Here is a 26,841-nt window from a genome sequence, read left to right as displayed (position 1 = left end):
CGGCCGATCCGGCAGTCCGACCCATCCGGCCGGGGTGCAGCTCCGAAGCCCGCCACAGTCGGCCGCCGTCGTCCGTCCCCGGCCGGCAGAGAGGCACCCGGGCGGGACTCCGTGCGGGTGACATCGAAGACCGGGAGTGAAGTCGTATGTTCGACAAACTGTTCGTCCGCAACGCCATCGATCGCAGCGCCGAGAACGGACTCGACCGGCGCAGGTTCCTGCACTCGGCCGGTGTCGCGGGACTCGGGGTCGCCGCGGCCGGTGCGCTGAGCGCGGGAGTCGCCAGTGAGGCCTCGGCGGCCGGTGCGCCCAGTGACGGCGCGGTGCTGAACTTCGCCCTGAACCTGGAGTACCTGGAGGCCGAGTTCTACCTCCGCGCGGTGCACGGCACCGGCCTGCCGGCCTCCGAGATCGGCGGCAAGGGCACGCCCGGCGGCGTCTCCGGCGGCCGCCAGGTCAACTTCAAGAACGCGGTGATCAAGCAGTTCGCGACCGAGATCGCGGCCGACGAGCTGGCGCACGTCAAGTTCCTCCGGTCCGCACTCGGCTCGGCCGCGGTGGCCCGGCCGGCCATCGACATCGACGCCGCGTTCACCGCCGCCGCGACCGCGGCCGGCCTGATCAAGCCCGGCCAGAAGTTCGACGCCTACGCCAACGACGACAACTTCCTGCTGGCGGCCTTCGTCTTCGAGGACGTCGGCGTCACGGCGTACAAGGGCGCCGCACCGCTGATCAGCAACAAGACCTACCTGGAGGCGGCCGCCGGCATCCTCGCGGTCGAGGCCTACCACGCGGCCAACATCCGCACGACGCTGCTCAACCGTGGTCTCGCGGTGGCTTCGCGGGCGATCTCCGACGCCCGGGACAGCCTGGACGGCAGCACCGACCTGGACCAGGGCCTGAACCGGCTGGACACCGCGAACATCATCCCGACCGACGGCAACGGCATCGCCTACAGCCGTTCGGCCGGGCAGGTGCTCAACGTCGTCTACCTGAACCCCGCGGCCACCACCAAGGGTGGCTTCTTCCCCGGCGGCGTGAACGGCGAGATCCGGGAAAGCGCCAAGAGCAACTGACCGACCGGTCCCTCTTCTGGAGCGAGCCCGATCACTCGCCCCAGAAGAGGTGGTCGACCACGTTGCGCGCACGGCGGGTCAACCGTAGGTAGTCGTCGGAGAAGCGACTGGTCTGCCCGGGCGGGTAGCCGCAGATCTGCGCGACCGCGGCGAGGTCGCGCGGATCACGCGGCAGCGAGTCGCTCGGGCGGGCCCGGGTCAGCATGATCGCGTTCCGGATCCGCGACGCCCGCTGCCAGGCGGCCCGCAGGACGTCGGCCTCCCGGCGCTCGAAGAGCCCTTCGTCGACAGCCACCCGCAACGCCCCGAGCGTCCGCGTCGTCCGCAGGCCTTCGACCCGGTGGGCCTCGCGCAGCTGCAGCAGCTGGACCGTCCACTCGATGTCGGCCAGGCCGCCGCGGCCGAGCTTGGTGTGGGTGGCCGGATCGGCGCCCCGCGGCAGCCGCTCGGCATCGACGCGCGCCTTGATCCGCCGGATCTCCATCACGTCCCGCGCCGGTACGCCGTCCGCCGGGTACCGCAGGGGATCGATCACGTCGCGGAACGCCTGGCACAGCTCGGCGTCGCCGCAGAGCGGATCGGCCCGCAGCAGCGCCTGCGCCTCCCAGACCGCCGACCAGCGCGCGTAGTACGACGCGTACGACGCCAGCGTCCGGACGAGCGGTCCCTGCCGGCCCTCGGGCCGCAGGTCCGCGTCGATCGCGACGGCCGGGTCGGCACCGGGCAGCGCCAGCAGGCGGCGCAGCTCGGTCGCGGCCTGGGTGGCGAAGTCGGTCGCCGCCTTTTCCGATGCCCCCGGCAACGGATCGTGGACGAACATCACGTCGGCGTCGCTGCCGTAGCCGAGCTCGTGCCCACCGAAGCGGCCCATCGCGACGATCGCCATCCGGGTCGGCTCCTCGCCGCCCTTGGCAACTGCCCGCCGAGCGACCTCCAGCGAGCTGGTCAGCGTCGCGGCCGCGATCGTGGTCAGCGCCTCGCCGACCTGCTCGACCTCGAGCAGGTTCGACAGGTCGGCGGCCGCGACCCGGAACAGCTCGCGCCGCCGGACCGCGCGGATCGCGGCGACCGCGGCCTCCGGCTTGTCCTGGCGGCGGGCCGCGGCCGACATCTCGGCGAGCAGGGCTTCGGGCCTGCGCGGGACCAGTTCGCGCTCGTCCGCGAGCATCGCGGTCGCCTCGGGCGCCCGCTGCAGCAGGTCGACGGCGTACCGGCCGCTGGCCAGCAGATGCGCGAGGCGTTCCGCGGAAGCGCCCTCGTCGCGGAGCTGGCGCAGGTACCACGGTGTGGAGCCGAGCGCGTCGGAGATCGTCCGGAAGGCGAGCAGACCGGCGTCCGGGTCAGGCGACTCGGCGAACCAGCCGAGCATCGCCGGCAGCAGCGCGCGCTGGATCGACGAGCGCCGGGACACGCCTTCGGACAACGCCTCGATGTGCCGCAGCGCCGACGCCGGATCGGCGTACCCGAGTGCGGTGAGTCGTTGCTTCGCGGCCTCCGGGGTGAGCCGGACCTCCTCGCCGGGGATCCGCGCGACGGCGGCGAGCAGCGGGCGGTAGAACAGCTTCTCGTGCAGGCGGCGGACCTCGAGCGCGTGCTTCTTCCACACCTTGGTCAGGTCGGTGATCGGGTTCTTCGTGAAGCCGAGCGAGCGACCGAGCCGCCGCAGATCGTCCTCGTGCTCGGGCACGGAGTGGGTCCGCCGGAGTCGGTACAGCTGGATCCGGTGCTCCATCGAGCGGAGGAACCGGTACGCGTCGGCCAGTACGGCGCCGTCCGTGCGCCCGACGTACCCGGAGCTGGTCAGCTGCTCCAGAGCGATCAGCGTCGTCCCGCTGCGCACAGTCTCGTCGCTACGCCCGTGCACCAACTGCAGCAGCTGTACGGCGAACTCGACGTCGCGCAGGCCGCCCGGACCGAGCTTCAGCTGGCGATCGACGTCGGCGGCCGGGATGTGGTCGACCACTCGGCGGCGCATCGACTGGACGTCGTCGACGAACCCTTCGCGGTCTGCCGCGGACCAGACCAGGCCGGCCGTCTGATCGGCGTACGCCTGACCGAGCTCGGCGTCCCCGGCGATCGGGCGGGCCTTCAGCAGCGCCTGGAACTCCCAGGTCTTGGCCCAGCGCTGGTAGTAGGCCAGGTGGCTGTCGAGCGTCCGCACCAGCGGGCCGGACTTGCCTTCGGGACGCAGCGCGGCGTCGACCGGCCAGAGCGTGCCCTCGGCGGTGTGCGCGGAGCAGATCCGCATCACGGCGGCGGCCAGCTGGGTCGCGGTCTTCAGCGCCGGGGCCTCGTCCTCGCCCTCCAGCGGCTCGGCGACGAACAGCACGTCGACGTCGCTCACGTAGTTCAGCTCGCGGCCGCCACACTTGCCCATGGCAATGATCGCCAGGCGGCAGTCGGCGGCACCGGGGTGCTGGCCGAAGTGGTCGTTGCGGGCGATCCGGAGCGCGGTCTCCAGCGCGCCACCGGCCAGGTCGGCCAGGACGGCGGCCGTCTCGTCGACGAGCAGGCCCTCGGCGAGGTCGCGGGCCGCGAGGCGGAGCAGGAGCCGGCGGTACTCGATGCGCAGGGCATCGACCGGGTTGTCGTCGTCGACGGCCAGCGCGAGCCGGGCGGCGACGTCGTCCGGGGTCGGGTTGCTGCCGGCCAGCGCCGGGTCGGCCAGGTCGTACCAGTGCCGCGGGTGCACGGTGAGATGCCGGCCGAGGGCCTCGCTCGCGCCGAGCACGCAGCACAGCCGACGGCGGAAGTCGTCGTCCATGTCGAGCGTGCGAGCGAAGGCGGACACGTCGTACTCGTGCTGCTCCAGCGCCTCGGCCAGGCCGAGCAGGTGGAGCAGCGCGAGATCAGGATCGGCCGACTCCGACAGCGAGGTGATCAGCTGCTCGGTCGCCACCGGGGTGCGCGCGTCCAGCTGGTCGAGCTGCTGGAGCATCCTCGAGGCCCGCTGGGGGTCCGCGAACCCCCGGCGGACCAGTTGGCCCTCACTGGACACCTTCCGCGACTCCGCCACCCCCGCAGGTTACCGGCGCAGATCGCGGTTCGGTTGCGGGGCGATCACAGCAAACACTCGGAGTCGCTTGGCAAAAACTGTCCGTGACGGGCATGATGACTGGTCATGGTCATGATGACGGGGTCGCTCGCTGTTCGGGGCACGGTGGTCTGGTTGACGCCCCAGCAGGGTGGGCGGGTGTCCGGGCCGCCCGAGCCGGACTACGACTACGACTACACAGCCACCGCGTACCTTCCACCACGCACGGCCGAGGACGGCCAGGTCGGCATCGCGCTGCGCCGGTTCGCCCCCGGCGCCTGGCGCTCCGCGGCCGAGGGCATCCTCGTCCCGGCCCAGGACCACCGGGCCCAGCAGGTGGTCCCCGGTTGCGTCGTGGTCGTCACCGAAGGGGTCCGCCCGGTCGGCCTGTTCACGGTCGACGAGGTCGAGATCCTCGCCTCCGACGGCACCACCGCCCCGGAGCCACGCACGACCACGCCCGCGCCCGCGGCTCTCAGCACGCCGTACCGGCACTCCACGGCCGCCGCCCGCTGGACCGCGCCCGAAACCGCCGGCGCCAGTTGACTTCTCCCCCTTTTCGCACCGTTCAGTGACGCGATCGCATGCCAGGATGACGGCGACTCAACTCGCCGTCACCCGGCGATGTCACTACGCGAAAGGAATCCACGATGCGCGTCCTCGCCATCCTCGCTCTGGGCACCACCGTTGTCGCCGCCCCGCTCACCGCGCAGGCAGCCCCCGCCGCACCCACCGGCACGGCCACCCCGGCTGCCGTCGCGGCCGCCTGGCCCTCCTGCGTGAAGGTCGTTCGGACCAAGCTGAACAACGAAGGCTGGAACGACTACAAGTGGGTCGTCGACGTCACCAACAACTGCGGCAGCGGGATCAGCTACAACGTGACGCGCAACGGTTCGTCCGACTACGGCTACCGGGACGTTGCCGCCGGCAAGCACGGCAGCACCTACACCGGCAAGCTGTCGTTCGGTCACGACGCGTCCAAGCCCGACGGCGTGAAGATGTACTACAAGGGCACGAAGTACACCAAGACCTTCTGATCACCTGAACGGCAGGCTCCCCGCGCGGGGAGCCTGCCGTTCGGCTCAGTACGATCTGCCAACAAACAACCTCATCTGAAGCTGACGCCTACAGGCTGTGTCCTACAGGACGGGCAGCAGCTTGTTGAGCTCGAACGGCGTGACCTGCTTGCGGTAGTCCTGCCACTCGACCCGCTTGTTGCGCAGGAAGAAGTCGAACACGTGCTCGCCGAGTGTCTCGGCGACCAGCTCGCTGTCCTCCATCGCGTGGATCGCCTCGGCCAGACTGCTCGGCAGCGGCTTGATGCCCAGCGCGCGGCGCTCGCGGTCGGTCAGCGACCAGATGTCGTCCTCGACCTCGCGGGGCAGCTCGTAGCCCTCCTCGATGCCCTTCAGGCCGGCGGCCAGCATCAGCGCGAACGCCAGGTACGGGTTCGCGGCGGAGTCGAGCGAGCGGAACTCCACGCGGCTCGACTGGCCCTTGTGCGGCTTGTACATCGGCACGCGCACCAGGGCGGAGCGGTTGTTGTGGCCCCAGGAGATGAACGACGGAGCCTCGTCGCCGACGGCGAGCCGCTTGTAGGAGTTCACCCACTGGTTGGTCACCGCGGTGATCTCGGCCGCGTGGTGCAGCAGGCCGGCGATGAACGCCCGCCCGGTCTTGGACAGCTGGTACTGCGCGCCGCCCTCGAAGAACGCGTTCCGGTCGCCCTCGAACAGCGACATGTGCGTGTGCATGCCCGAGCCCGGGTGGTCGCTCAGCGGCTTGGGCATGAACGAGGCGTAGATGCCCTGGCTGAGCGCGACCTCCTTGACGACCACGCGGAACGTCATGATGTTGTCCGCGGTCGACAGCGCGTCGGCGTACCGCAGGTCGATCTCCTGCTGACCCGGGCCGCCCTCGTGGTGGCTGAACTCGACCGAGATGCCCATCGACTCCAGCATCGTGATCGCCTCGCGGCGGAAGTCGTTGCCGACGCCCTGCGGGGTGTGGTCGAAGTAGCCCGAGGAGTCGACCGGCTCCGGGTACGTCCCGGGGGCGCCGGTCAGCGACTTGAACAGGTAGAACTCGATCTCGGGGTGGGTGTAGAAGGTGAAGCCGAGGTCGGCCGCCTTCGACAGGGTCCGCTTCAGCACGTGCCGCGGGTCGGCGAACGCGGCCGAGCCGTCGGGCATGTTGATGTCGCAGAACATCCGCGCGGTGCCCATCGTCTCCCCGCGCCAGGGCAGGATCTGGAACGTCGACGGGTCCGGCTTGGCGAGCATGTCCGCCTCGGTCACCCGGGCGAACCCCTCGATCGCGGAACCGTCGAACCCGATCCCCTCGGCGAACGCGCCCTCCAGCTCCGCCGGGGCGACCGCCACCGACTTCAGGAAGCCCAGCACGTCGGTGAACCACAGCCGCACGAACCGTACGTCGCGCTCCTCGAGCGCGCGCAGCACGAACTCCTGCTGCTTGTCCATCGGCGGTTCCACCTCTCTCGTCGTACGGCGTCGGACCGGACCTCACACAGTGTGCCCCGGCAGTGTTAAGCAGACGTTACGTGCCGACTGGGACAGCAGGTGGTCCAGGGCCTAAGGTTGCGCCGGTGCAGACGATTTTCCAGGCAGCGCTGATCGTGGCTGCCCTGCTCTGCATCAGCGACCTGCTGCTCAGCACCGGGCGCTTCGTCCGGTCGCTGCAACGCCGCCGGCCCGCCGAGCTGGACGTGCTCGGGCGTCGCTGGCTCCCCATTCCCGAGCTCGGGTACGGCATGTTCGCGTTCTGCTGCCCCGGGCTGGTCACCCTCGGCCTGACCCACAACGACGCCACCCTGCCGACCAAGCAGATCCTGCTCGCCGCGCTCGTCTTCGGGTACGCCGGCGCGGTGCTGTCCCGCGTCGTCCGGACGCCGGGCCCCGGCGGCCGGCGTTTCCGGCTACGCGCCGGGCTGCTGCTGGGGCTGCCGGCTGTCTTCGGGCTCGTCTTCGGGCTCTCCGGCGTCGCCACCTGACCTCCGGCCCCGCTGGAACCAGGGCACGATCCGCTCCATCGGGGCGAAGGCCAGCCAGCAGACCACGGTCGGCAGGAAGTGGATCAGCAGGATCGCGGTGTTCGCGACGTGGAAGCCGATGAAGAACAGCGCGCCGAGCAACTGCCAGCGGCCCTTCAGCCAGAGCACGAGCGGCGACAGGAACTCGCCGATGATCCCGATCCACTGCATCACGTGCAGCATCCAGGGGTGGTGCAGCAGCCACTCGCCGACCGGGTGCGGCCGGCGCACGATCGCCCAGGTCAGGACGGCGCTGCCGGGCCAGGTCAGCGCCCAGCCGGCGCTGCGGAGCTTGGCGACGGCGGACAGGAAGTACGTCGCGACGACGCTGATCTGGACACAGCGGATCGCCCAGCCGGCCGCCTCGGAGGTCGTCTGGTCGGCGTACACCGAACGGGTGCGGTTCTTGTTGGGCGCGACGGTCGGGAGCACCCACAGCGCGACGACGAGCGCGAGGTGGTCGTGGTCGACCTTGCCGTCGCTCATCCCGATCAGCACCCACCAGGTGAACGCCGGCGCGACCACCCATCCCGCGAGCCGCGGCAGCCGGTTGGAGGCGCCGAGCAGGCAGAACACGATCAGTACGACGTACAGGGTGGTCGTGTTGGCGACCGAGGGCTTCGGCAGGTCGAACAGACGCGCCAGGAAGAGCGGCTGGTAGAGCCCGGGGTGCTCGCCCTTGAGCCGCGTGTCCCGCACGAACGCGTGCATGTCGAGGATGACGAACAGGTAGAGAATCGTCCGCAGCCAGGCGACGCGGGCCAGCGCGATCTTCGGGGTGAACCAGTTGGCCACTCGGTTCAGCTTGGTGTCGCTCATCACCGCACCTGCCAGGTCGCCACGGTCTCAGACTTCGGCGGCCCGTCGACGCGACCCTCCACCAGCTGAGTCGTGTCCTGAATCAGCTCCAGCTTCACGTACTTCGGCTTGTCCGGGTGCTTGCGAGCCCACCCGTCAGCCACCTGCTGCAGCAGGGCGGGATCCTTGACGATCTCTCCCGTCCGGGCCTCGATCTCCGCCCGGGCCACGCCGGCACCTTCGATGTTCAACGGCACGTCCACCGAGGTCCCCGCATCGGTCTGCGCCTGGATCCGGGTGTAGGTGATCGAGGCGTCGTCCGGCACCGTCATCGCGTACTGCGACATCGGCCCGAACGGCCACATGTCGTCCGACATCCGCACCGACCCGTTCACCAGCAGCACGATCCCGACCGCTGCGACCACGACTCTGACCGTCTTCCCCACCCGGCCCAGCCGCAGCCCATCACCCGTAGTCACGCCGGTCATTACACACCACGCACGGTTCGCCCATCGAACTGAGAAGATCTCGTGTATGGCGACGATTCAGGAAGTGGCGGAGGCCTTCTCCCGGCACCGCTTCTCGGAGGTGTACCCGTTCCTGCACCCGGAGGTGACCTGGACGCTGGTAGGGGCGGCGAAGCTGGAGGGGCACGAGCAGGTCGTGCAGGCGTGCGAGAACGCACTGGCGGGACTGGCGCGAACGACGACGCAGTTCCTGCGGTCGAAGACGATCGCGAACGCCGACTCCGTCGCCGTGCACACGGTCACCCGGTACGTCGACACCAAGTGGCAGTCGTCGATCGTCTCGTCGTGCGACCTGTACGAGTTCACCCAGGGACATCTCACCTCGATCACGTCGTACACGGTGGAAGTCGATCCCGACACGATCCCCTGACGACGGGAACCCCGGCGGCCGCCAGGCCATCTACTCAGGCATGAGCCGTCGACGGTGGTGGGCCCGTGCCCTGGTGGTGGTTGCCGCGTCATGTGCCGCGCTGGTCGCGGCTCCCTCGTCGCAGGTCTTCGCGGCACCCGGTCCCGCGACCGAGCAGGTCGAGTCCCTCGCGATCGCCTACCGCGTTGACCGCGACGGGACGGTCCAGGTCACCGAGACGATCGTCTACCGCTTCGGCGAGTCATCGGACCGGCACGGGATCTACCGCGACCTCCTGGTCCGCGAGCCGTACGGCGACGACCACGACCAGCGGTACGACGTGAGCGACGTGAAGGTGACCAGCCCGACCGGCGCCGACACGACCGTCGAGCAGGAGGACGTCCTGCTCGGCGGCCACCGGACCAAGGCCCTGCGCCTGCGGATCGGCGCACCGGAGAAGACCGTCACCAGCGAGACCGCGACGTACGTGCTCAGCTACCGGCTGCGCGGCGCGATCCGGTACTTCGCCGACCACGCCGAGCTGTACTGGAACGCGACCGGCCGCGGCTGGATCGCCCCGCTGCAGAAGGTCGAGGTCACCGTCGAGGTCCCCGGCGGAGTCCCCCGCGCCACCTGCTACGCCGGCAAGCTCGGCTCGACGACCCCCTGCGAGCGCGCGAACCTCGCCAACGGCAAGGCGACGTACACGCACGGCACGCTCCCGACCGGCGAGCAGCTGACGATCGCCGCGTGGATCAACCCCGGCGAGCTCCGCGAGGGCGCGCCCTTCATCGAGTCCGCCGCCGGACCGACCTCGACCGGGCTGCTCGAGGTGCTCGGCGGCCTGGTCGCGCTGGTCCTGCTCGTCGCCGGCGCAGTGGTGCTGTTCTTCCGCTGGAGCGGCCGGAAGTCCGGCCGCCCAGTGATGACCACCCCGCCGGCGATCACCGCCGCCGAGGCCCGGTTCCTCCTCCACGGGTACGTCGACGGCGAAGCGATCCAGGCCACCCTGCTGGAGCTCGCCCTGCTCGGCGCGGTCCAGCTCGGCACGGACGACGAGACCACCGTGGTCCTGGTCGATCCCCAGGCCGCGAAGCGTTCTCACCACCGCGCTCTCGTCAGAGGCCTCTTCCCGACCCTCAAGTCCGGGACGACCGTCACCCTGCAGCACCGGCGCCGTCCGCTGGACGCGCAACGCGCCATGGCCCGCGCGCTCCGGGCCGACGTCACCACCAAGAACTGGTTCGCCCCGTTGCCCTCGGCCTCGCGCACCGCGCCGGTGGCCGGCCGCAAGCTCCAGTTCGTCCCGGTCTTCCTCAGCATGCTGGGCCTCGCGCTGCTCGGGTTCATCGCCGCCGGGATCGGCACCGCGGTCACCGACCGCCCGCTCGACGGCATCCTGGTCTTCGTGCTGGTCGTGCTCGCCTGCACCGCCCTGTACGTCGTACGGCGGACTACCTCGCGCGGCCGGCTGACGCGGCCGGGCCGTGAGCTGGTGGTCGAGCTGCGGTCGTTCCAGCGCTACCTCGAGACCGTCCGGGCCGAGGACCTGCCGGACCACACGCTGGTCGAGTTGTTGCCGTGGGCCATGGTGCTGGACCAGGGCGACCGGTGGGAGCAGCTGCTCGAAGGCGGCGACCCGGTGAGCTTCTTCAGCTCGGTGGGAGTCTTCCGGGTCGGCCGGTTCCGGCGTGGGGTCGCCGCGTTCATGGCCGGCACCCTGATCGGCGGCTCCGGTACGGCGTACGCCGGCAGCACCGGCTGGAGCAGCGGAGCGGACAGCGGCGCCTCCGGCTTCAGCGGCGGCGCCGGAGCGGGCGACGGCGGTGGAGGCGGGGGCGGCGGCTCCTGGTGATCAGGTGTCGAGACGCGTGAGGTGCAGCGCGACCGGGCTCGTCGTGCCGATCCACACCAGCTGCGCCTGCGCGTCGGCCGTCGTCACCGACCGCAGCCCCGGAACGCCTTCGAACGTGCCCTCGATCATCCGCGGCAGCAGGTGCTCGAGCACCTCGGCGAGCTCTGGCCCGTCCTGCCACTCGACGCGAGCCGTCGACGGGTTCGTCTGCCACAGGTCCACCCAGATCGCGGCGTCCTCACCGAACAGCCGGGTCCGCAGGACGTCGGCCACCAACCCCAGCAGGGTCGCCGCGGGCGTGGCGACCAGGTTGAGCAGGTGCCGCTCGTCGTCGGACAGGTCCGGCAGCGTCGGCTGGTCGGCAAGGCTGAGGTTCACGTAGTACTCCGTGCAGGCGATTCCGAATGGTCTGCGGATCGTCCGTCACTGCCGTACCGACGGTCGACGCGACACGCCGGTGCGGTACGTGATGCGGCGGATCAGCAGCTCGAACGGCCCGCGGTAGCCGGCCGCGCGCATCCGGTCGGCGAGGACCACCGTCACCGTCCAGGCCACCGTCGCCAGCAGCGCGGTCGTTGCCACCGTCAACGTGTCCGAGAGGTCGAGCAGGTACGGCGTGAAGACCACCGTCCACACCACCGACTGCATCAGGTAGCAGCTCAGCGATCGTTGCCCCGTCGCGGCGATCGCCTCCGTCACGCGACCCCGGCGGATGCGCGTGGCGATCAGCACGATCAGCGCGGCGTACCCGAACCCACCGAGCGTTCCGCTCGCGTCGTGCAGCGGCCCGACCAGACTGAGCGTGTCGCCCGTCGGCTGGTCGATCACTCGCGACAGCGTCAGCGCGACCGGCTGCGCACCCAGTACGGCGATGCTGATGCCCACGACCGCCGTGGCCTTGAGCAACCGAAGGTGCTCGGCCGGCCGCTCCAGGATCCGCCGACGGCCCGCCCACACCCCGATCAGGAACGGCGGCAGGAACCCGATCGGCCCGAGCAGCGCGATCACCGGGCTGACCAGGATCCGCTCCGAGAACTGCGTCCGGAGGTCCGGCGGCAGCATCGAGACGTCCGGTGCGTCGGTGCTGATCGACAGCGACGTGTCGCTCGGCAGCGCGGTCAGTGCCAGCACGAGGAACGCGACGACGAACAGCCAGCGGTCCTTCCACCGGATCGCCCAGACGCCGAAGAACAGCAGCACGCCGTACGCGGCGAGGATGTCGCCGACGTACAGCAGCATCGCGTGCAGGAACCCGAGGACCACGAGCACGGCGCTACGCCGCCACAGCAGGAACCGGGTCGCCCAGGCGGTCCCGGTCTGCCGGCGGACGATCTGCGCGACGCCGTACCCGAAGAGCAGGCCGAACATCGGGAACGCCCGGCCGTCGACGAAAGTCGCGATCAGCCAGGTGACGGCGCGGTCGATCGCCGAGCCGTCCTGCGGGAAGCCGCCGAGCACCGACGACCCGCGCAGGAAGTAGTGCGAGTTGGCCAGCGCGATGAACAGCAGCATGAAGCCGCGGGCCAGGTCGGGCCCCAGCGCGCGCTCGGTGACGGCGGTCGGTCCTTGCTCGGTGGTGGTCACGTTCTCAGTGAATCCGCGGGGCCGCGCACGGTCGTCGGCGAAAAGTATCTCGGCCCGCAACCTTGGTCGCCGGTCAAGACTTCGCCGAGTCGCTTCGGGGCACCGCGCGAACCCAGTAGGGTGCACAGGTGCCTCAGCTCCGGCTTGCTCTCGCTCAGCTCGACGTGACGGTCGGCGACCTCGACGCGAACGCGGACAAGATCGTCTCCTGGACCCGCGGCGCGGTCGAGCGCGGCGCCCACGTGGTCGCCTTCCCGGAGCTCGTCCTGACCGGCTACCCGGTCGAGGACCTGGCCCTGCGCGGCTCGTTCGTCGACGCGTCCCAGTCGAAGGTGCAGACGCTCGCGCAGCGGCTGGCCGACGAGGGCCTCGGCGACGTCGTCGTGGTCTGCGGGTACCTCGACCGCGCGGCCGGTACGGCGATGGGCGTCGACCGGCTCGGCCGGCCGAAGGGCTCCCCGACGAACTCGGCCGCGGTGATCCACCAGGGCCGCGTCGTGACCAGCGCGGTCAAGCACCACCTGCCCAACTACGGCGTCTTCGACGAGTTCCGGCACTTCGTGCCCGGCAACACGTTGCAGGTGGTCCGGATCCACGGCATCGACGTCGCGCTGGTGATCTGCGAGGACCTGTGGCAGGACGGCGGCCCGGTCGCGGTCACCCGCGCGGCCGGTGCGAATCTGCTGCTGGTGGTCAACTCCTCGCCGTACGAGGCGAACAAGGACGACGTCCGCGGCGAGCTGGTCGCGCGCCGGGCCCGCGAGGCCGGCTGCGCGCTGGCGTACGTGAACCTGGTCGGCGGCCAGGACGAGCTGGTCTTCGACGGCGACTCGCTGATCGCCGATGCCGAGGGCAACGTGCTCGCGCGGGCGCCGCAGTTCGAGCAGGGCTCGATGATCGTCGACCTCGACCTGCCCGCCGCGACCGCGATCCCGGTCGCCGAGCACGAGGGCATCGAGATCGTGCACACCGTGCTGCACGACGAGCCGCTGCCGGCGTACGAGCCGATGCCGGCCGCGATCGCGCCGCGGCTGTCGGACGAGGCCGAGATGTACGGCGCGGTCGTGCTCGGGCTGCGCGACTACGTGCGCAAGAACGGGTTCAAGTCGGTGCTGCTCGGGCTGTCCGGCGGAATCGACTCGTCACTGGTCGCCGCGATCGCCTGCGACGCGGTCGGTCCCGAGCACGTGTTCGGCATCTCCAACCCAAGCATCTATTCCAGCGACCACTCCCGCGACGACGCCGCCGAGCTGGCCGCGCGGACCGGGCTGAACTACCGGGTGATCCCGATCCAGCCGATGGTGCAGCCGTTCCTGGAGACGCTCGGGCTGAACGGGCTGGCCGAGGAGAACCTGCAGGCGCGGGTGCGGGCGGTGATCTGGATGGGCCTGTCGAACGCCGACGGCCACCTGGTACTTGCCTGCGGCAACAAGTCGGAGCTGTCCGTCGGGTACTCGACGATCTACGGCGACTCGGTCGGCGGGTTCGCGCCGCTGAAGGACGTGCCGAAGACCGTGGTCTGGCGGCTGGCCAAGTGGCGCAACGCCGACGCCGCGGCGAAGGGCAAGCAACCGCCGATCCCGGAGAACGCGATCGCCAAGCCGCCGTCAGCGGAGCTGCGGCCGGGGCAGGTCGACACCGACTCGCTGCCGCCGTACGACCTGCTGGACGACATGCTCGACGACTACGTCGAGCAGGACCGCGGCAGTGCCGAGCTGGTCGCCGCCGGGTTCGAGCCGGAGCTGGTCAGCAAGGTGGTCCAGCTGGTCGACAAGGCGGAGTACAAGCGAAGGCAGTATCCTCCGGGTCCCAAGATCACCCACAAGGCGTTCGGCCGCGACCGGCGGCTCCCGATCACGAACGCGTGGCGTGAGGACGCCAGAAAGGCTGCCGACAACTGAGTGGATCGTGGCGGAACCGCCCTCCTTCCGACGCTCCCTGGGACAGCCCGTTCGACGAGCAGCCCGGGCGGTCGGACCTGCCCGCGGACGCTGTGAGCGACGCCTCGTCGACAGCCGGTGGCGCTCACCCTCCGCAACGGTGGGACGATGAAGGCATGGTTGACAACTTCATGTCGGCCGGTACCAACGGCGACGCCGACGACGAGCTGCCGGCGCCGTACGGGACCGGACCGAAGAACCGGACAACCGAGGAGCACCACCGCTCGGACTACGGCTACGCCGACGACTCAGGCGACAGCTGGCGCGACCGCTCGACGCTGGAGGGTCTCGACCCGTCCCCGTCGCTACCCAACGCACCCCGCACGTACGAGCGCGGCCCCGTACCGCAGCAGCCGTACGTCCCCAGGTCCCCCTTCCTCCCCGCCGAGGACCGCGGCTATCCGAGCCAGTACGCCGAACCACAGCGCCATCCCGACGAGCGCCGGCCGGCTGGGTACGACGCCCCGCGCGAGAACGGGCGAGGTTTGCCCCCGGAGTCGGCGCGCGAGAACGGGCGCGGCTTGCCGTCGGAGTCGCCGCGCGAAACCGGACGAGGCTTGCCGCCTGAGTCGGCGCGCGAAACCGGACGAGGCTTGCCGCCGGAGTCGCCGCGCGAGAACGGGCGAGGTGCTCCGCCCGAGTCGCCGCGCGACGCGGGACGCGAGAACGGGCGGGGCTTTCCGCCCGAGTCGGCCCGCGAAACCGGATCCCCCTTCGCACCCGAACCCCCGCGCGACGAAGGACGCGAGAGCGGGCGCGGCTTCCCACCGGAGTCGGCGCGCGAGAACGGCCGCGGCTTCCCACCGGAACCGGGCCGCGACGCCGCGCGCGACGCTGGACGCGACCTCGGGCGCGAGCCCGCCCGCCTCCTCCCACCGGAGGGGCGCGAGCCCGCCCGCGAGTTCGGGCAGGATGCCGCGCGGTACGAGGACTCACCGTTCGCTCCTTCGGCGTACCAGGAGCGCCCGCCGGCTCCGCCTCAGCCCGGACGGCAGCAGAGCCCGTTCGCACCTCAGCCGGGTGAGCCACCGCGTCGTGCGCCTGAGCAGCCCGTCAACCGCCAGGGCCCACCGCCGCAGCAGCCCACTCCCCCGCAGCGCCCCGCCGGGCCGCCGCCGGGCAACGGTTCCAACGGCCTGACCCAGCGCAGCAACGGCACGCCCGGCAACGGCTGGAGCGGCAGCGCTCCGACGCCCCCACCGCCGCCGCCGTCGAACGGGCTCACCAATCGCCCGCCCACCAACACCCCGCCGCCCGCCCCGAGCAACGGCACCGCGAACGGCAACGGCCAGCCCGCGCCCACCCCGCTCGGCGCCGACAACGGCACCGGCCTGGGCACCAGCAACGGTCTGGGCTCCGGCACCGGCAACGGGCTGGGCTCCGGCACTAGCAACGGGCTGGGTTCGGGCACCGGCAACGGTCTGGGCTCGGGCAGCACGCTGGGTAACAGCAACGGCCACAGCAGCGGCAACGGACACACCGGCGCACCCGGCAACGGGTACCCGGCCCAGCAGTCCACTGGCATCCAGCCCGCTGTCCAGGCGTCCATTCCGTCGCCTCCCCCGCCGGCCGCCCAGCGCCCACCGGCCAACCGCCCGCCTGCTCCTCAGCCCCCGGCCGCTCAGCAGAACGCAGCGGTCAACGGCTACCCGACCGACCCGAGCGCGGAGTACGAGAGCAACCACCCGGAGACGCGCCCCGAGCCCCGCCCAGAAGGCCGTGCAGAAGGCCATGCAGAAGGCCGTCCGGAGATGCGCCCCGACGGCCGCCCGGCCGGCGCCCGCCGACGGGCCGACGTACAGCAGGACGCGCCGAGCCAGGTGAAAGCCGAAGCGGCCGTCTCTCACCGAGCCCGCCGCGCCCAGCCCGGCGGCGACGCACCCGCGGCCCAGCAAAGCCGGTCCGGCGGCAACGCACCCGGCGCGCAGCAAGCCGAGCCCGCCCGGCCGACAGGTCAGCACGCGCCCAACATCACCACCACGATCTCGTCCGACCCGTCCCACTCCGGCGCCCTCAACACCCCCGGCGCATCCGGCACCCCCGCCGACGCCGCCAAGCGCCCCCGCAAGTACCGCATCCACCACCTCCGCGACATGAAGAGCCGCGGCGAGAAGTGGGCGATGCTCACGGCGTACGACCAGTACACCGCCGAGATCTTCGACGAGGCCGGCATTCCGGTCCTGCTCGTGGGCGATTCGGCGGCGAACAACGTGTACGGCTACGAGTCGACCCTGCGGGTCACCGTCGACGAGCTCATCCCGCTCGCCCGCGCGGTGGCGACAGCCACGCAGCGCGCGCTCGTGGTCGCCGACCTCCCGTTCGGCTCGTACCAGGCCTCCGCCGAGCAGGCGTTCCACACGGCCGTCCGGTTCATGAAGGAGGCCGGGGTCGCCGCGGTGAAGCTCGAGGGCGGCCGTTCCGTCGTACCGGCGGTCGAGAAGCTCACCCAGGCGGGGATCCCGGTGATGGCCCACATCGGCTTCACCCCGCAGAGCGAGCACACCATCGGCGGCTACCGCGTCCAAGGCCGCGGCGACCAAGCAGCAGGACTGATCGACGACGCCGTGGCTCTCGCCGAAGCCGGCGCCTTCTCGGTCGTGCTGGAGATGGTCCCCGGCGACGTCGCCGCCGAGATCACCAAACGCATCAGCATCCCGACGATCGGCATCGGCGCCGGCCGCGACACCGACGCCCAGGTCCTCGTCTGGCAGGACATGGCCGGCCTGCGCTCCGGCCCGATGCCCCGCTTCGTCAAGCAGTACGCCGACCTGCGCACGATCCTCACCACCGCGGCCACGACGTACGCCGCCGAGGTCAGCAACGGCAGCTTCCCCGCCGACGAACACACCTTCTGACCACCGTTGATCGACACGCTGTTCTTCGACGGCGACAACACCCTGTGGAACTTCGACCAGGTGATGCGCAGATCCCTGCACGCCACCCTCGTCAAGCTCCGCGAACACCGCTCAGCCGCTGAGTCCCTGACGGTCGACGACCTGATCGCCGACCGTCAGGCCGTCGCCGCCGAGCTCAACGGCACCGAGCTCAACCTCGAACGCCTCCGCCTGGCCGCCTTCCAGCGCACCCTCGCACGCCTCGGTCCGTCCGATCCGCCGCTGGCCGCCGAGCTCAACGCGTTCTACCTCGACCGCCGCTTCGCCGACATCGAGCTCTACCCGGACACGCTGCCGGTACTGCGCGCACTCGGTACGACGTACACGATCGGCCTGCTCTCCAACGGCAACAGCTACCCGGACAAGGCCGGCCTGGAGGACCTGTTCGACGTCGTCCTGTTCTCGCAGGACCTCGGCGTCGCCAAGCCCGATCCAGCCGCGTACCAGCTGGCGGCGGAGAAGGTGGATCGCCCGCCGAGCGCGATCGCGATGATCGGGGACTCGCTGCCGAACGACGTGACCGGTCCGCGGGCCGCGGGCTGGACCGGGATCTGGCTGAACCGCGACGGCTTCCCGTGTCCGGCGGGGCATGCGCCGGATGCTGTGCTCGGCACCCTCCACGAGCTTCCCGGCGTACTGCGGAGCTGATCACCGCCGGATGCGGTAGTCCAGGATGACGATGCCGGACTGCAGGGGTGTGGTGCCGGTGAGGTCGAAGTGGGTGAGGGCGAGGTCGCGGTAGAGCAGGTCGTTCGGGCCTCCGCTGCCGACGAAGAACGGGTGGACCCACAGGCGGAGGCGGTCGAGCAGGCCGGCGGCCAGCAGTGTGCGGCTCACCTCGCCGAAGCCGAACTGGACGATGTCGCCGCCCGGCTCCTGCTTCAGCGCGCCGACCGCCTCCCCCAGGTCGCCCTCGATGAGGTGGGTGTTGTTCCACTTCGGGTCCGCCAGCGTGTTCGAGGCGACGTACTTCGGCATCGTGTTCATCTTGTCGACCAGCTCGCTCGCGGGCAGGTTCGGCCAGACGTCGGCGAAGCCCTCGTAGGTGTGCCGGCCCATCAGGACCGCGGAGCAGCCGAGCACGAGCTCGTCCTGGATCCGGTTTCCCTCCTCGGTGAAACCACCCGTGCTCGGCCAGGTCTGGGGGCGTTCGATGACCCCGTCGAGGCTGATGTAGGTGGAGTTGACGATCTCACGCATGGTGTTCCTTCCCTCGGTGGACGACCTCCAGCATGTGGTCGAATGCGGCACGGGCTGAAGGTCCATTTCGGGGGACGGCGAGTGAACCACTTGGGAGGCGCCATGACGGTGGAGTGGAAGGGCGACGGGCCCGGTCTGCTGATGCAGCTCGACCGCGGCGCGCCGCGGCAGCTCGGGCACCAGCTGCGCGAGCAGTTGCGGTCGGCGATCCGGACCGGCGCGCTCCGGCCGGGCGAACGGTTGCCCTCGTCCCGCAGTCTCGCCGACCAGCTCGGGATCTCGCGCGGGCTCGTGGTCGACAGCTACGCACAGCTGTACGCCGAGGGCTACCTGGTCAGCGAGGTCGGCTCCGGCACCCGGGTCGCCGAGCGCGCGGCAACAACGCCCTTGGAAAGCACCGGCACGGCGTACGACGGACCGAAGCAACGGTTCGACGTCGACTTCGAGTACGGCATCCCCGACCTCGCGTCAGCTCCCGTGCGCGACTGGGTCTGGGCACTCGGCGACGCCGCCCGGCTCGCACCCGCGACCTTGATGGGTGACGAGCCCGACCGCGGCGACCAGCGCTTGCGCGACGTCCTCACGGCGTACCACCGCCGCGTCCGCGCGGGCGCCTCGGTCGCGGAGCGCACGATCGTGACGACCGGGTTCCGGCACGCGCTCACGCTCGTTTTCGCGACGCTGGCCACGCACGGAGTCGAGCGCGTCGGCCTGGAGAGCCCGGGCCCGCGCGACCACGACCGGATCGCCGAGCGGTTCGGGCTGCACGCCGTACCGGTGCCGGTGGACGAGGACGGGGTCGATGTCGCCGCGCTGACGGTGAGCGGCGCGCGGGCCGTCGTACTGACTCCTGCGCATCAGTGCCCGACCGGTGTCGCGCTCAGTCCGGTACGCCGGCAGGAGCTGGTCGCGTGGGCCGAGCAGGTCGACGGGTTCGTGATCGAGGACGAGTACGACTCGGAGTTCCGGTACGACCGGCAGCCGGTCGGATCCCTGCAGGGCTTGGCGCCTGAGCGCGTGATCGCGCTGGGTTCGGTGAGCAAGACGCTCGCGCCGGGGATCCGGATCGGCTGGATCTTCGCGCCGCCCGCGGTCGTCGACGGGCTTGTCGAGACGAAGGCGCTGACCAGTCGCGGCGCTCCCGCGCTGGATCAGTTGGCGTTGGCCCGGTTGATGGAGTCGGGACGCTACGACCGGCATCTTCGCCGGATGCGGACGACCTACCAGGTACGGCGTGACGCGCTGATCGCCGCCGTGAACGAGCACTTGCCGGCGCTGCGGCTGACCGGTCTTGCGGCCGGTTGTCACGCCGTACTGCGGCTGCCGCCCGGGACGAGCGAAGCGGCTGTGGTCGCGGCGGCCGAGGCGCGGTCGGTGTCTGTGCGCGGCCTCGGCGACTACCTTGTCGGAGACAGCGTTCCCGGCGCTCCGGGGCTGGTGCTCGGCTTCGGCAACGTCAACGAATCGGGCATCCGCCGAGGCATTCACGGACTGGCCGAGGCGATCGACGCACTGGACGCAGGGCCAGGCCGGCCGGCTAGATCCACGGCAGAGCTGAGCGTTCCGTCCAGTACTCCGCGGGACTCTGCGTGAACTCGGCCAGCGGCTCGACCTCGGTCGCGGCGAGGTTGCTGGTGAGTTGCTCGGCGGTCGTCGCTCCGCTGAGCACGACATCGGCCCACGGGTTCGCGACGGCAGCACCGATCGCCAGCGCATCAGGCGCGACGTGATGCTGAGCGGCAAACGCCGCGAACGGCGTCGTACCGGCCTTCGCCGTGAGCCGGCCATTGGCGACCGCCTCCTTCACCACGACGAACCAACCGGCGTCATGAGCCTCCGCCAGTGCGGGCCCGACCGACCGTTCGAGCACGTTCCACGTCGACTGCACCGCGGTGAACGGACCGCCGAGTTCCAGGGCCGCCCGCAAGGTTTCAGCCTGATGCGGGCCGCTGGTCGACAGACCGACCCGTACGCCGGTGGCGGCGAGCTCACTGAGGCGGTCGAGCAGTTTGGTGTCGGCCAGCGCGGGGCTGTCCTTGGTCAGGCTGTGCACGAGGTAGAAGTCCGGCGGGCCGCCGAGCGCCTCCAAGGTCTCCGGCCACTGGCGTTCGAAGGTCGCGAGCGAGTGGTCCTTGATCTCGTGCTGGTCGGCGTCCGAGCGCCAGTCGGCGACGTACGTGTAGCCCCACTTCGACCCGACCGTCAGCTGAGCCCGTCGCTTCGGGTCCGTGGCCAGCCACTCGCCGAGGAACACTTCCGCGAGCCCGTACGACCGGGCCGCGTCGAAGTACCGCACTCCGGACTGCCAGGCCTGGTCGAGCAGTTCGTGCGTACGACGCCGCAGGTCGTCCACCGCGCGCCCCGGCGGCAGGTCCTCGTCGTGCCCGAGGTTGATGTAACCGGGACGTCCCAGAGCCGCCAGACCCAGACCGATGCGCGCTGTCATACGGCGATCGTCTCACCGTGCTCCAACCGCGGACGGGCCTGGTCCGCTGCGTGGATCACGCCGCCACAGAAGGACCAGGCCGGAACAGTTGCTGACGGCGACGCGCCGTGGAAGCGGTCGAAGGTCGGGACAGGTCGTCTAGCGTTTTGAGATGTGACAGATTCCCGGCTGCCTCCACCAGGCACTGTCGTCCGGCGGACGACGGCTCGTGTCCTGCCCGTTCGCCCGGACGGGAAGGTGCTGCTGCTGCACGGCTGGGACCCGCTGAAACCCGGTACGCCGTACTGGTTCACGATCGGTGGCGGCGTCGAGACGGGCGAGACCGTGGTGCAGGCGGGCCTGCGGGAACTGCGCGAGGAGGTCGGCATCCTGCTGCCGTCCGACGCGCTCGGCGAACCGGTCGCGACCAACACGATCGAGTTCGAGTGGGGCGGCTGCCCGATCATCCAGCACCAGACCTTCTTCGCGGTCGGTGTCGACACCGTCGAGGTGACGTTCGCGAACCAGGAGCAGCTCGAGCTGGAGACGATCAGCGACCACGGCTGGTGGCACCCCGACGAACTGGAGGCGACCGGTCAGGCCGCGCACGTCACGATCCCCGGCCTGCTGCGGGTCGCCGTCGAGGCGATCACGCTGCGGCAGGCGTCCTGACCCCGCCGTACTGATCCCGCCGTACTGCGTCAGGGAGGTGCTGGGTCAGCGCTCGCGCGCCTGCTTCAGCACCTTCTTCTTGACCTTCTTGTCCACGACGTAGTGCCGCAGGTCGAGGCGCTCCGCGCAGCCGGCGTCAGCCAGCCGCTTGAGGACCACCGGGCACTTCTTGCACCTCGGCTTGTCCTTGCAGCACTTCTTCTTCGCGGTCATCTCCGGCACCCTTGGAGGGTAGGTGAGGCTGACCTAACTGTCTACCTGAGACGGCAATCACCGTGGCGCAGGTCACGCGAGCTGTCCGCTGAGAATTCCCCGCGCCCGCACCAGCGAAGGCCCGTACCAGGTCAGATGACGACCGGTAACGCACTTCGCCGGCCGGTCGAATGCCTCCGGACCGTCGTCGGGAGAAAAGGCGTACGGCTCGTCCGGCAGCACCACGACGTCGTACGGCGGTAACGCGCCGAGCTCGATCCGCGGATAACGTTCCGGTGATTCCGTCAGCACGTTGTCGATCCCGAGATGCTTCAGCACATCACCCGCGAACGTGTCCCGGCCGAGCGCCATCCACGGCTTTCGCCAGATCGGAATCACCGCCCGCCGGCGCGGTCCTTCGTACGGCGTACTCCACACTTCGCGTGCTTCGTCGAGCCAGGACGGAGCGCCGCCAGTGATCGCCGTGAGCATTCGCGCGAGCGAAGTCAGTGACTCCTCCACCGTGGCCGGCGACGTCACCCAGACCGCGATTCCGTGCGCGCGCAACGCGTCGAGATCGACCGCGCGGTTCTCCTCGGCGTTCGCGACGACGACGTCGGGACGCAAGGCCACGATGCGTTCGACGTCGGGATTCTTGGTGCCGCGAACTCGCGTCACGTCGAGGTCGTGCGGATGGCTGCACCAGTCCGTCGCACCGACCAGCAAGGACCGGTGCGTGTGCGCGATCGACTCCGTCAACGACGGCACGATGCTGACCACCTTCGTGATTTCAGCGGGCAGTTCGACAGGGCCGTCGAGGTCGTCGTACAGGGTTCGCACCGCACCGGATCCGATCGTTCGCAGAGACGTTGCCGAGGACAACACTGTCCGAAAACGCGCCGAAGTGGCCAGTTCGTGCGCGTGTCGCCAACATTTCTTCAGCGCGTTGCGGCATGCTCGTGGGTCTCCGAAATCCCTTCTGCACAAGGATTTTCGGCATTACCGCGCGAATTGCCGGCGTGGACGCCTTGACCTGTTGGGCATTCAGGTGCTTTACGTGGGCACCAAGTGTTGTCATCATCAGGACGACGAGGAATCCACCGTGGTTTTCCTCAGCCGCACCAAGGAGGCAGAGTGCCAGCCAAGAAGGCAGCCGCAGGGAAGGCGACAGCCAAAAAGGCTTCTCCCGCCAAGAAGACTGTCGCCAAGAAGGGCCCAGCCGCGAAGACAACGACCGCGCGCAAGGTCACGGCAGCGAAGAAGACAGTGACGAAGAAGGTGAGTGCGGCCAAGAAGGCGGTCTCCAAGGCACCCGCCAAGAAGACCGCCGCGAAGAAGACCACGGCGGTGAAGAAGACGACGGCCGCGAAGAAGACGACGGCGAAGAAGGCTCCGGCCAAGAAGGTCGCCGCCAAGAAGACCGTTGCCAAGAAGGCGCCGGCGAAGAAGGTCGCCGCCAAAAAGGTGACGGCCGCGAAGAAGGCGCCGGCCAAGAAGACGACGGCGAAGAAGACCGTGGCGAAGAAGGCTCCCGCCAAGAAGGTCGCCGCCAAGAAGACGGTCGCGAAGAAGGCGCCGGCCCGCAAGGTCGCGGCCAAGAAGGCACCGGCGAAGAAGGTCGCGGCCAAGAAGGCGCCGGCCCGCAAGGTCGCCGCGAAGAAGGCGCCGGCTCGCAAGGTCGCCGCCAAGAAGGCCCCGGCCCGCAAGACCGTGGCCAAGCGGACGACGGCGCGCAAGGCGCCGGCCCGCAAGGCGACGTCGCGCTAGTCGCCGCAACGATCGAGGGGCACCACCGGAGTTCCGGTGGTGCCCCTCGGCACGTTCAGCCCGTCGCGGTCAGTCGTCGTTCCACTTCGGGTCGTTGTCCCAGGCCTCGTTGCGTTCCTCCGCCTTCTCCAGCGCGCGGGCCGCTTCCTCGCGGGAGCCGTACGGACCGAGCCGGTCGCCGGACTTCGCGCCCTGGTACGGCTCGACCTCGCCGGTCTTCGTGTTGTAGTACCACTCGTTGCTGTGATCGTCGTCGGCCATCGCAGCGGACCACCTTCCCGGTGAAGTTGTCGCAACTAACTAGAATGATCCCACCATGTCGATTCTCACTGCCGGCATCATCTCGCCGCGCCGCCCTGTTCCCGCCTCCATTCCGCGCCCGGAGTACGTGGACAAGCCCGCGCCGACGCCGTACGAGGGCTCCTACGTCACGTCCCCCGAACTGGTCGAGAAGATGCGCGTCGCGAGCAAACTCGCCGCGCGGGCGTTGCAGGCCGTCGGCGCCGCCGCGAAGCCCGGAGCGACCGCCGACGAACTGGACGCGGTCGGCCACGAGTACCTCGTGGAGCGCGACGCGTACCCGTCGACGCTGGGCTACCGCGGCTACCCGAAGTCCCTGTGCACCTCGGTCAACGAGGTGATCTGCCACGGCATCCCCGACGACCGCCCGCTCGAGAACGGCGACATCGTCAACGTCGACATCACCGCGTTCCTCGACGGCGTGCACGGCGACACCAACGCCACGTTCCTGGTCGGCGACGTCGACGAGGAAAGCCGCCTGCTGGTCGAGCGCACCCACGAGGCGCTGCTGCGCGGCATCAAGGCCGTGAAGCCCGGCCGCCAGGTCAGCATCATCGGCCGCGTGATCGAGTCGTACGCGAAACGCTTCGGCTACGGCGTCGTCCGCGACTTCACCGGGCACGGCATCGCCACCGCGTTCCACTCCGGCCTGATCATCCCGCACTACGACGACGAGCGCTTCGACGACGTGATCGAGCCCGGGATGACGTTCACGATCGAGCCGATGCTGACCCTCGGCAGCTACGACTACGACCTGTGGGACGACGGCTGGACCGCCAGCACCAAGGACAAGTCCCGCACCGCGCAGTTCGAGCACACGCTGCTCGTCACCGACACCGGCGCCGAGATCCTCACCCTGCCGTGAACATCACCGGACCTGGCGACGTACAGCCCTCGCCCGGGTCCGGGCATGGACACCCCTCGCAGGGCCCTGGCGATGCGCGCCCCGGGTCCGGCAGTTCCCGGGCCGTGCAGGTGATGCGCTACGACCGCGCGCACCTGGACGGCGTACTGAGGATCTGCGCGGCCGAGGACTGGCCGAGCTTCCCCGCCGACGCGGAGCGCGCGCACGTCGTACTGACTGCTCCTGGTGTGACGAGCGTCGTCGCGGTGGAAGGCGACGAAGTCGTCGGCTTCGCGTACCTGCAAAGCGACGGCCACATCCAGGCCCACCTGTCGCTGATGGCCGTCGCGGCGACGCACCGCCGCCGCGGTGTCGGCCGAGCCCTGCTGGAGTACGCCGCTCCCCTGACCGGTGCCCTGCGCATCGATCTCGTCACCGACACCGCCCAGGACTTCTACTCGTCCTTCCAGCACCACACCTACAACGGCTTCCGCATCTACCCGGGCTGACCTTTCCCTGGGCTTGCCCACTGCACCCGCATTCGACGACTGCTCCCGTCGTCGACGACTGCCGCGTTGTACGGCGTCAGTCGTCAAACTACGAGCCAGTCAACCGGCGAGCGAGAGGAGCAGCCGGTCCAGCGGTCGATGCCGCGCCGGCCACGATCGCAGTCCCGGCGTTTCCACCGACAGCCGTTCGCCTGCAATTGCCTGCCTGCCCAGCTGAAAGCCACCAGCGGATGAGGCCAGCGAAAGCCGCAGGTGGCAGGCCGGGTGAGTGTCGCACCTGACAGCCCGAGTGGGCATCGCAGGTGCAAGCCCGAGTGGGCATCGCAGGTGCAAGCCCGAGTGGGCATCGCAGGTGCAAGCCCGAGTGAGCGTCGCAGGTGCAAGCCCGGTGGCAACCCGTGGGAACCGCAGGCAGGCGCCCACCGATTGACAGCCCGGGGTGAGCACCCCAGGTGGAAAGCCGCGCGCTGAACCCACGGGAGCGGCCAGCATGGGCACCTCAGATAGAAGCCAAGGGGTGAGCCCCGCAGGCGGAAGCCGCAGGTGGTAGCCCGAGCGGGCACCGCAGGTGGCAGCCCGACTGGGCGCCGCAGGGAAAGCCGACGTAGCAACCCGGGTGAGCGCTGTAGGCAGGCGCGTCGCGGGTGATTGCTCGCGTGAAAGCGACGATGCCATCCTGAGTGCGCAATGCAGGTAAAGCCATAGGCGGATGCCCGAGTGGGCACCGCCGGTGGAAGCCCAGGCGGCAACCTGGGTGGGTGCCGCAGGCAGGCGCCGCGGTTGGCAGCCCGTTAGCGCCGCAGGTGGAAAGCCGCACGCTGAAGCCACGGATGGCAGCCCGATTGGGCATCGCAGGTGAAGCGGCAAGCGGGCGCCGCAGGTGGACGCCCGGGTGGGCCCGCAGAGGAAGCCCAGGTGGTAGTCGCCGCAGGCGCCAACCCGAGTGGACTCCACAGGCCGAAACCACAGGCGACAGCCCGGATGGGCACCCGCAGGTCGTTGCAGCTGATGGCACCCGAGCAGGCACGGCAGGTGGTGGCCCGGGTAGGCACCGCAGGTGGTGGCCCGGGTTAGGCACCGCAGGTGGTGGCCCGGGTAGGCAGCGCAGGTGGTGGCCCGGGTAGGCAGCGCAGGTAGGCGCCGCGGGGTACCCGGGGAGACGCCACAAGCGGCAGCCGCGGCGTGGCATCCCTGGTCGACGCCGCAAGTGGAGCCGGGGGGCATCCCAGGTCGACGCCGCAAGTGGAGGCGCGGGTTGCGGTGTGTAGGTGGACCGACGGGTGGGGTCAGCACTCGTCGTGCTGGATGCACCTGCGCAGCGGAGGCCCGGTCGGGGCGTGCTCGGGTGTTAGGCCGGGTGGAAGTTGAGGCGGGTGTACAGGGTGAGGGCGGGAGTGTTGTTGTCCTGTACGCGGAGGGCTAGGGCGGTTGTGGGGGTCAGGCAGGCGGTGAGGAGGGACTGGGCTATGCCTTGGTGGCGGTGGGTGGGGAGGGTGAAGAGCTCGATCAGGAATGGGCAGTTGGGGGTGTCGGGCCAGGGGGCTCGTTCTACGACCAGGGCGGCGGCGACAATGGTGTTGTAGTGGATGGCGAGGCGACTGGTTGACAGGTCTAGTACGCCGTACTCGCCTGCGTAGGTGAGGCGGATGTCTTCGATGGCTTCTGTCTCGGTGGCGCAGGCGATGCCTGGTGGGTAGGAGGCGAAGTACGTACGGCCGAGGGCCTCGGTGTCTTCGGGGGTCGGTGGGCGGAGGGTGATCCCGGCCGGCGGGCTGGCGGGCTCGATCGGTGCGGGTGGGCGGATGAGGAGCATCAGCGGGGCGGCG

The 26,841-nt window shown here is 70.2% G+C and carries 26 protein-coding genes; 14 read left to right on the top strand and 12 right to left on the bottom strand.

Annotated elements, in window-relative coordinates; all coding sequences use genetic code 11:
- Positions 1-146 precede the first annotated feature (146 nt).
- Positions 147-1,076, top strand: coding sequence for a ferritin-like domain-containing protein (locus ACLQ2O_RS29100; RefSeq protein ID WP_425837354.1), 930 nt, complete (start codon positions 147-149; stop codon positions 1,074-1,076).
- A 31-nt stretch (positions 1,077-1,107) separates the two neighbouring features.
- Here ACLQ2O_RS29100 and ACLQ2O_RS29095 read toward each other — a convergent pair whose 3' ends face one another.
- Entirely contained in the window at positions 1,108-4,092 is a 2,985-nt protein-coding gene (locus ACLQ2O_RS29095) for a bifunctional [glutamine synthetase] adenylyltransferase/[glutamine synthetase]-adenylyl-L-tyrosine phosphorylase (RefSeq protein WP_425837351.1), read from the bottom strand.
- 105 nt (positions 4,093-4,197) lie between these two features.
- Between ACLQ2O_RS29095 and ACLQ2O_RS29090 the strand changes: the two genes are divergently transcribed.
- Both ACLQ2O_RS29090 and ACLQ2O_RS29085 read left to right on the top strand, forming a co-directional pair.
- Positions 4,198-4,656: a hypothetical protein gene (locus ACLQ2O_RS29090; protein ID WP_425837349.1), complete on the top strand. Its 459-nt coding sequence runs from the start codon at positions 4,198-4,200 to the stop codon at positions 4,654-4,656.
- A gap of 104 nt (positions 4,657-4,760) precedes the next feature.
- On the top strand, positions 4,761-5,147 hold the full coding sequence (locus ACLQ2O_RS29085) for a hypothetical protein (RefSeq protein WP_425837347.1): 387 nt from the start codon (positions 4,761-4,763) through the stop codon (positions 5,145-5,147).
- A 102-nt stretch (positions 5,148-5,249) separates the two neighbouring features.
- On the opposite strand, the gene glnA is transcribed toward ACLQ2O_RS29085, so the two are convergent.
- Complete coding sequence (glnA, locus tag ACLQ2O_RS29080; RefSeq protein ID WP_425837344.1) at positions 5,250-6,590, bottom strand: type I glutamate--ammonia ligase; 1,341 nt, start codon at positions 6,588-6,590, stop codon at positions 5,250-5,252.
- Positions 6,591-6,715: 125 nt separating this feature from the next.
- Between glnA and ACLQ2O_RS29075 the strand changes: the two genes are divergently transcribed.
- On the top strand, positions 6,716-7,120 hold the full coding sequence (locus ACLQ2O_RS29075) for a hypothetical protein (protein ID WP_425837341.1): 405 nt from the start codon (positions 6,716-6,718) through the stop codon (positions 7,118-7,120).
- Here the strand turns inward: ACLQ2O_RS29075 and ACLQ2O_RS29070 are convergent.
- Together ACLQ2O_RS29070 and ACLQ2O_RS29065 are read right to left on the bottom strand one after the other, a co-directional pair.
- On the bottom strand, positions 7,046-7,978 hold the full coding sequence (locus tag ACLQ2O_RS29070; RefSeq protein WP_425837338.1) for a hypothetical protein: 933 nt from the start codon (positions 7,976-7,978) through the stop codon (positions 7,046-7,048). The genes ACLQ2O_RS29075 and ACLQ2O_RS29070 overlap by 75 nt on opposite strands.
- Positions 7,978-8,445, bottom strand: coding sequence for a hypothetical protein (locus ACLQ2O_RS29065; RefSeq protein WP_425837336.1), 468 nt, complete (start codon positions 8,443-8,445; stop codon positions 7,978-7,980). Before ACLQ2O_RS29065 ends, ACLQ2O_RS29070 begins: the two co-directional genes overlap by 1 nt.
- Positions 8,446-8,491: 46 nt before the next feature.
- Between ACLQ2O_RS29065 and ACLQ2O_RS29060 the strand changes: the two genes are divergently transcribed.
- Together ACLQ2O_RS29060 and ACLQ2O_RS29055 are read left to right on the top strand one after the other, a co-directional pair.
- Positions 8,492-8,854, top strand: a complete 363-nt coding sequence (locus ACLQ2O_RS29060) for a nuclear transport factor 2 family protein (protein ID WP_425837333.1) — start codon at positions 8,492-8,494, stop codon at positions 8,852-8,854.
- A gap of 40 nt (positions 8,855-8,894) precedes the next feature.
- Positions 8,895-10,688 (top strand): DUF2207 domain-containing protein, encoded by a 1,794-nt coding sequence (locus tag ACLQ2O_RS29055; protein ID WP_425837330.1) that lies wholly within the window; start codon positions 8,895-8,897, stop codon positions 10,686-10,688.
- Here the strand turns inward: ACLQ2O_RS29055 and ACLQ2O_RS29050 are convergent, their stop codons facing one another.
- Together ACLQ2O_RS29050 and ACLQ2O_RS29045 are read right to left on the bottom strand one after the other, a co-directional pair.
- Positions 10,689-11,066, bottom strand: a complete 378-nt coding sequence (locus ACLQ2O_RS29050) for a hypothetical protein (RefSeq protein WP_425837327.1) — start codon at positions 11,064-11,066, stop codon at positions 10,689-10,691. It lies immediately after the preceding gene.
- A gap of 45 nt (positions 11,067-11,111) precedes the next feature.
- A complete protein-coding gene (locus ACLQ2O_RS29045; RefSeq protein ID WP_425837325.1) occupies positions 11,112-12,272 on the bottom strand; it encodes a DUF418 domain-containing protein in 1,161 nt (386 codons plus the stop codon).
- A 128-nt stretch (positions 12,273-12,400) separates the two neighbouring features.
- Here ACLQ2O_RS29045 and ACLQ2O_RS29040 point away from each other — a divergent pair, with 128 nt between their 5' ends.
- From ACLQ2O_RS29040 to ACLQ2O_RS29030, 3 genes are all read left to right on the top strand, one after another.
- On the top strand, positions 12,401-14,173 hold the full coding sequence (locus tag ACLQ2O_RS29040; RefSeq protein ID WP_425837322.1) for an NAD+ synthase: 1,773 nt from the start codon (positions 12,401-12,403) through the stop codon (positions 14,171-14,173).
- A gap of 155 nt (positions 14,174-14,328) precedes the next feature.
- The gene (gene panB, locus ACLQ2O_RS29035) at positions 14,329-17,067 is read left to right on the top strand and encodes a 3-methyl-2-oxobutanoate hydroxymethyltransferase (RefSeq protein WP_425837319.1); all 2,739 of its coding nucleotides are present in this window, start codon (positions 14,329-14,331) and stop codon (positions 17,065-17,067) included.
- 6 nt (positions 17,068-17,073) lie between these two features.
- The gene (locus tag ACLQ2O_RS29030) at positions 17,074-17,754 is read left to right on the top strand and encodes an HAD family hydrolase (protein ID WP_425837317.1); all 681 of its coding nucleotides are present in this window, start codon (positions 17,074-17,076) and stop codon (positions 17,752-17,754) included.
- Here ACLQ2O_RS29030 and ACLQ2O_RS29025 read toward each other — a convergent pair whose 3' ends face one another.
- On the bottom strand, positions 17,755-18,306 hold the full coding sequence (locus ACLQ2O_RS29025; RefSeq protein ID WP_425837314.1) for a dihydrofolate reductase family protein: 552 nt from the start codon (positions 18,304-18,306) through the stop codon (positions 17,755-17,757).
- Between the two features lie 102 nt (positions 18,307-18,408).
- Here ACLQ2O_RS29025 and ACLQ2O_RS29020 point away from each other — a divergent pair, with 102 nt between their 5' ends.
- The gene (locus ACLQ2O_RS29020) at positions 18,409-19,899 is read left to right on the top strand and encodes a PLP-dependent aminotransferase family protein (protein ID WP_425837311.1); all 1,491 of its coding nucleotides are present in this window, start codon (positions 18,409-18,411) and stop codon (positions 19,897-19,899) included.
- Here ACLQ2O_RS29020 and ACLQ2O_RS29015 read toward each other — a convergent pair.
- A complete protein-coding gene (locus ACLQ2O_RS29015) occupies positions 19,844-20,752 on the bottom strand; it encodes an aldo/keto reductase (RefSeq protein ID WP_425837308.1) in 909 nt (302 codons plus the stop codon). The genes ACLQ2O_RS29020 and ACLQ2O_RS29015 overlap by 56 nt on opposite strands.
- Positions 20,753-20,905: 153 nt before the next feature.
- Here ACLQ2O_RS29015 and ACLQ2O_RS29010 point away from each other — a divergent pair, with 153 nt between their 5' ends.
- The gene (locus tag ACLQ2O_RS29010; protein WP_425837306.1) at positions 20,906-21,403 is read left to right on the top strand and encodes an NUDIX hydrolase; all 498 of its coding nucleotides are present in this window, start codon (positions 20,906-20,908) and stop codon (positions 21,401-21,403) included.
- A 45-nt stretch (positions 21,404-21,448) separates the two neighbouring features.
- Here ACLQ2O_RS29010 and ACLQ2O_RS29005 read toward each other — a convergent pair whose 3' ends face one another.
- The gene (locus tag ACLQ2O_RS29005) at positions 21,449-21,625 is read right to left on the bottom strand and encodes a hypothetical protein (protein WP_184807057.1); all 177 of its coding nucleotides are present in this window, start codon (positions 21,623-21,625) and stop codon (positions 21,449-21,451) included.
- 63 nt (positions 21,626-21,688) lie between these two features.
- Complete coding sequence (locus ACLQ2O_RS29000) at positions 21,689-22,435, bottom strand: helical backbone metal receptor (RefSeq protein ID WP_425837303.1); 747 nt, start codon at positions 22,433-22,435, stop codon at positions 21,689-21,691.
- A gap of 294 nt (positions 22,436-22,729) precedes the next feature.
- On the opposite strand from ACLQ2O_RS29000, the gene ACLQ2O_RS28995 reads away from it, so the two are divergent.
- Positions 22,730-23,362: a histone H1-like repetitive region-containing protein gene (locus ACLQ2O_RS28995; protein WP_425837300.1), complete on the top strand. Its 633-nt coding sequence runs from the start codon at positions 22,730-22,732 to the stop codon at positions 23,360-23,362.
- A 69-nt stretch (positions 23,363-23,431) separates the two neighbouring features.
- Here the strand turns inward: ACLQ2O_RS28995 and ACLQ2O_RS28990 are convergent, their stop codons facing one another.
- Positions 23,432-23,623 (bottom strand): hypothetical protein, encoded by a 192-nt coding sequence (locus ACLQ2O_RS28990; RefSeq protein WP_425837297.1) that lies wholly within the window; start codon positions 23,621-23,623, stop codon positions 23,432-23,434.
- Between the two features lie 55 nt (positions 23,624-23,678).
- Here ACLQ2O_RS28990 and map point away from each other — a divergent pair, with 55 nt between their 5' ends.
- Together map and ACLQ2O_RS28980 are read left to right on the top strand one after the other, a co-directional pair.
- Positions 23,679-24,527, top strand: coding sequence for a type I methionyl aminopeptidase (gene map, locus ACLQ2O_RS28985; protein WP_425837294.1), 849 nt, complete (start codon positions 23,679-23,681; stop codon positions 24,525-24,527).
- Positions 24,528-24,640: 113 nt separating this feature from the next.
- Positions 24,641-25,015: a GNAT family N-acetyltransferase gene (locus ACLQ2O_RS28980; protein WP_425837291.1), complete on the top strand. Its 375-nt coding sequence runs from the start codon at positions 24,641-24,643 to the stop codon at positions 25,013-25,015.
- Positions 25,016-26,363: 1,348 nt separating this feature from the next.
- Here the strand turns inward: ACLQ2O_RS28980 and ACLQ2O_RS28975 are convergent.
- A complete protein-coding gene (locus ACLQ2O_RS28975) occupies positions 26,364-26,828 on the bottom strand; it encodes a GNAT family N-acetyltransferase (protein ID WP_425837288.1) in 465 nt (154 codons plus the stop codon).
- Positions 26,829-26,841: the final 13 nt, after the last annotated feature.

Origin of the sequence: Kribbella sp. DT2, from assembly GCF_049844575.1 — a bacterium.
GTDB lineage: Bacteria > Actinomycetota > Actinomycetes > Propionibacteriales > Kribbellaceae > Kribbella.
Note: the sequence above shows the minus strand (reverse complement) of the source record. Positions and strands in the feature narration are given on the sequence as shown.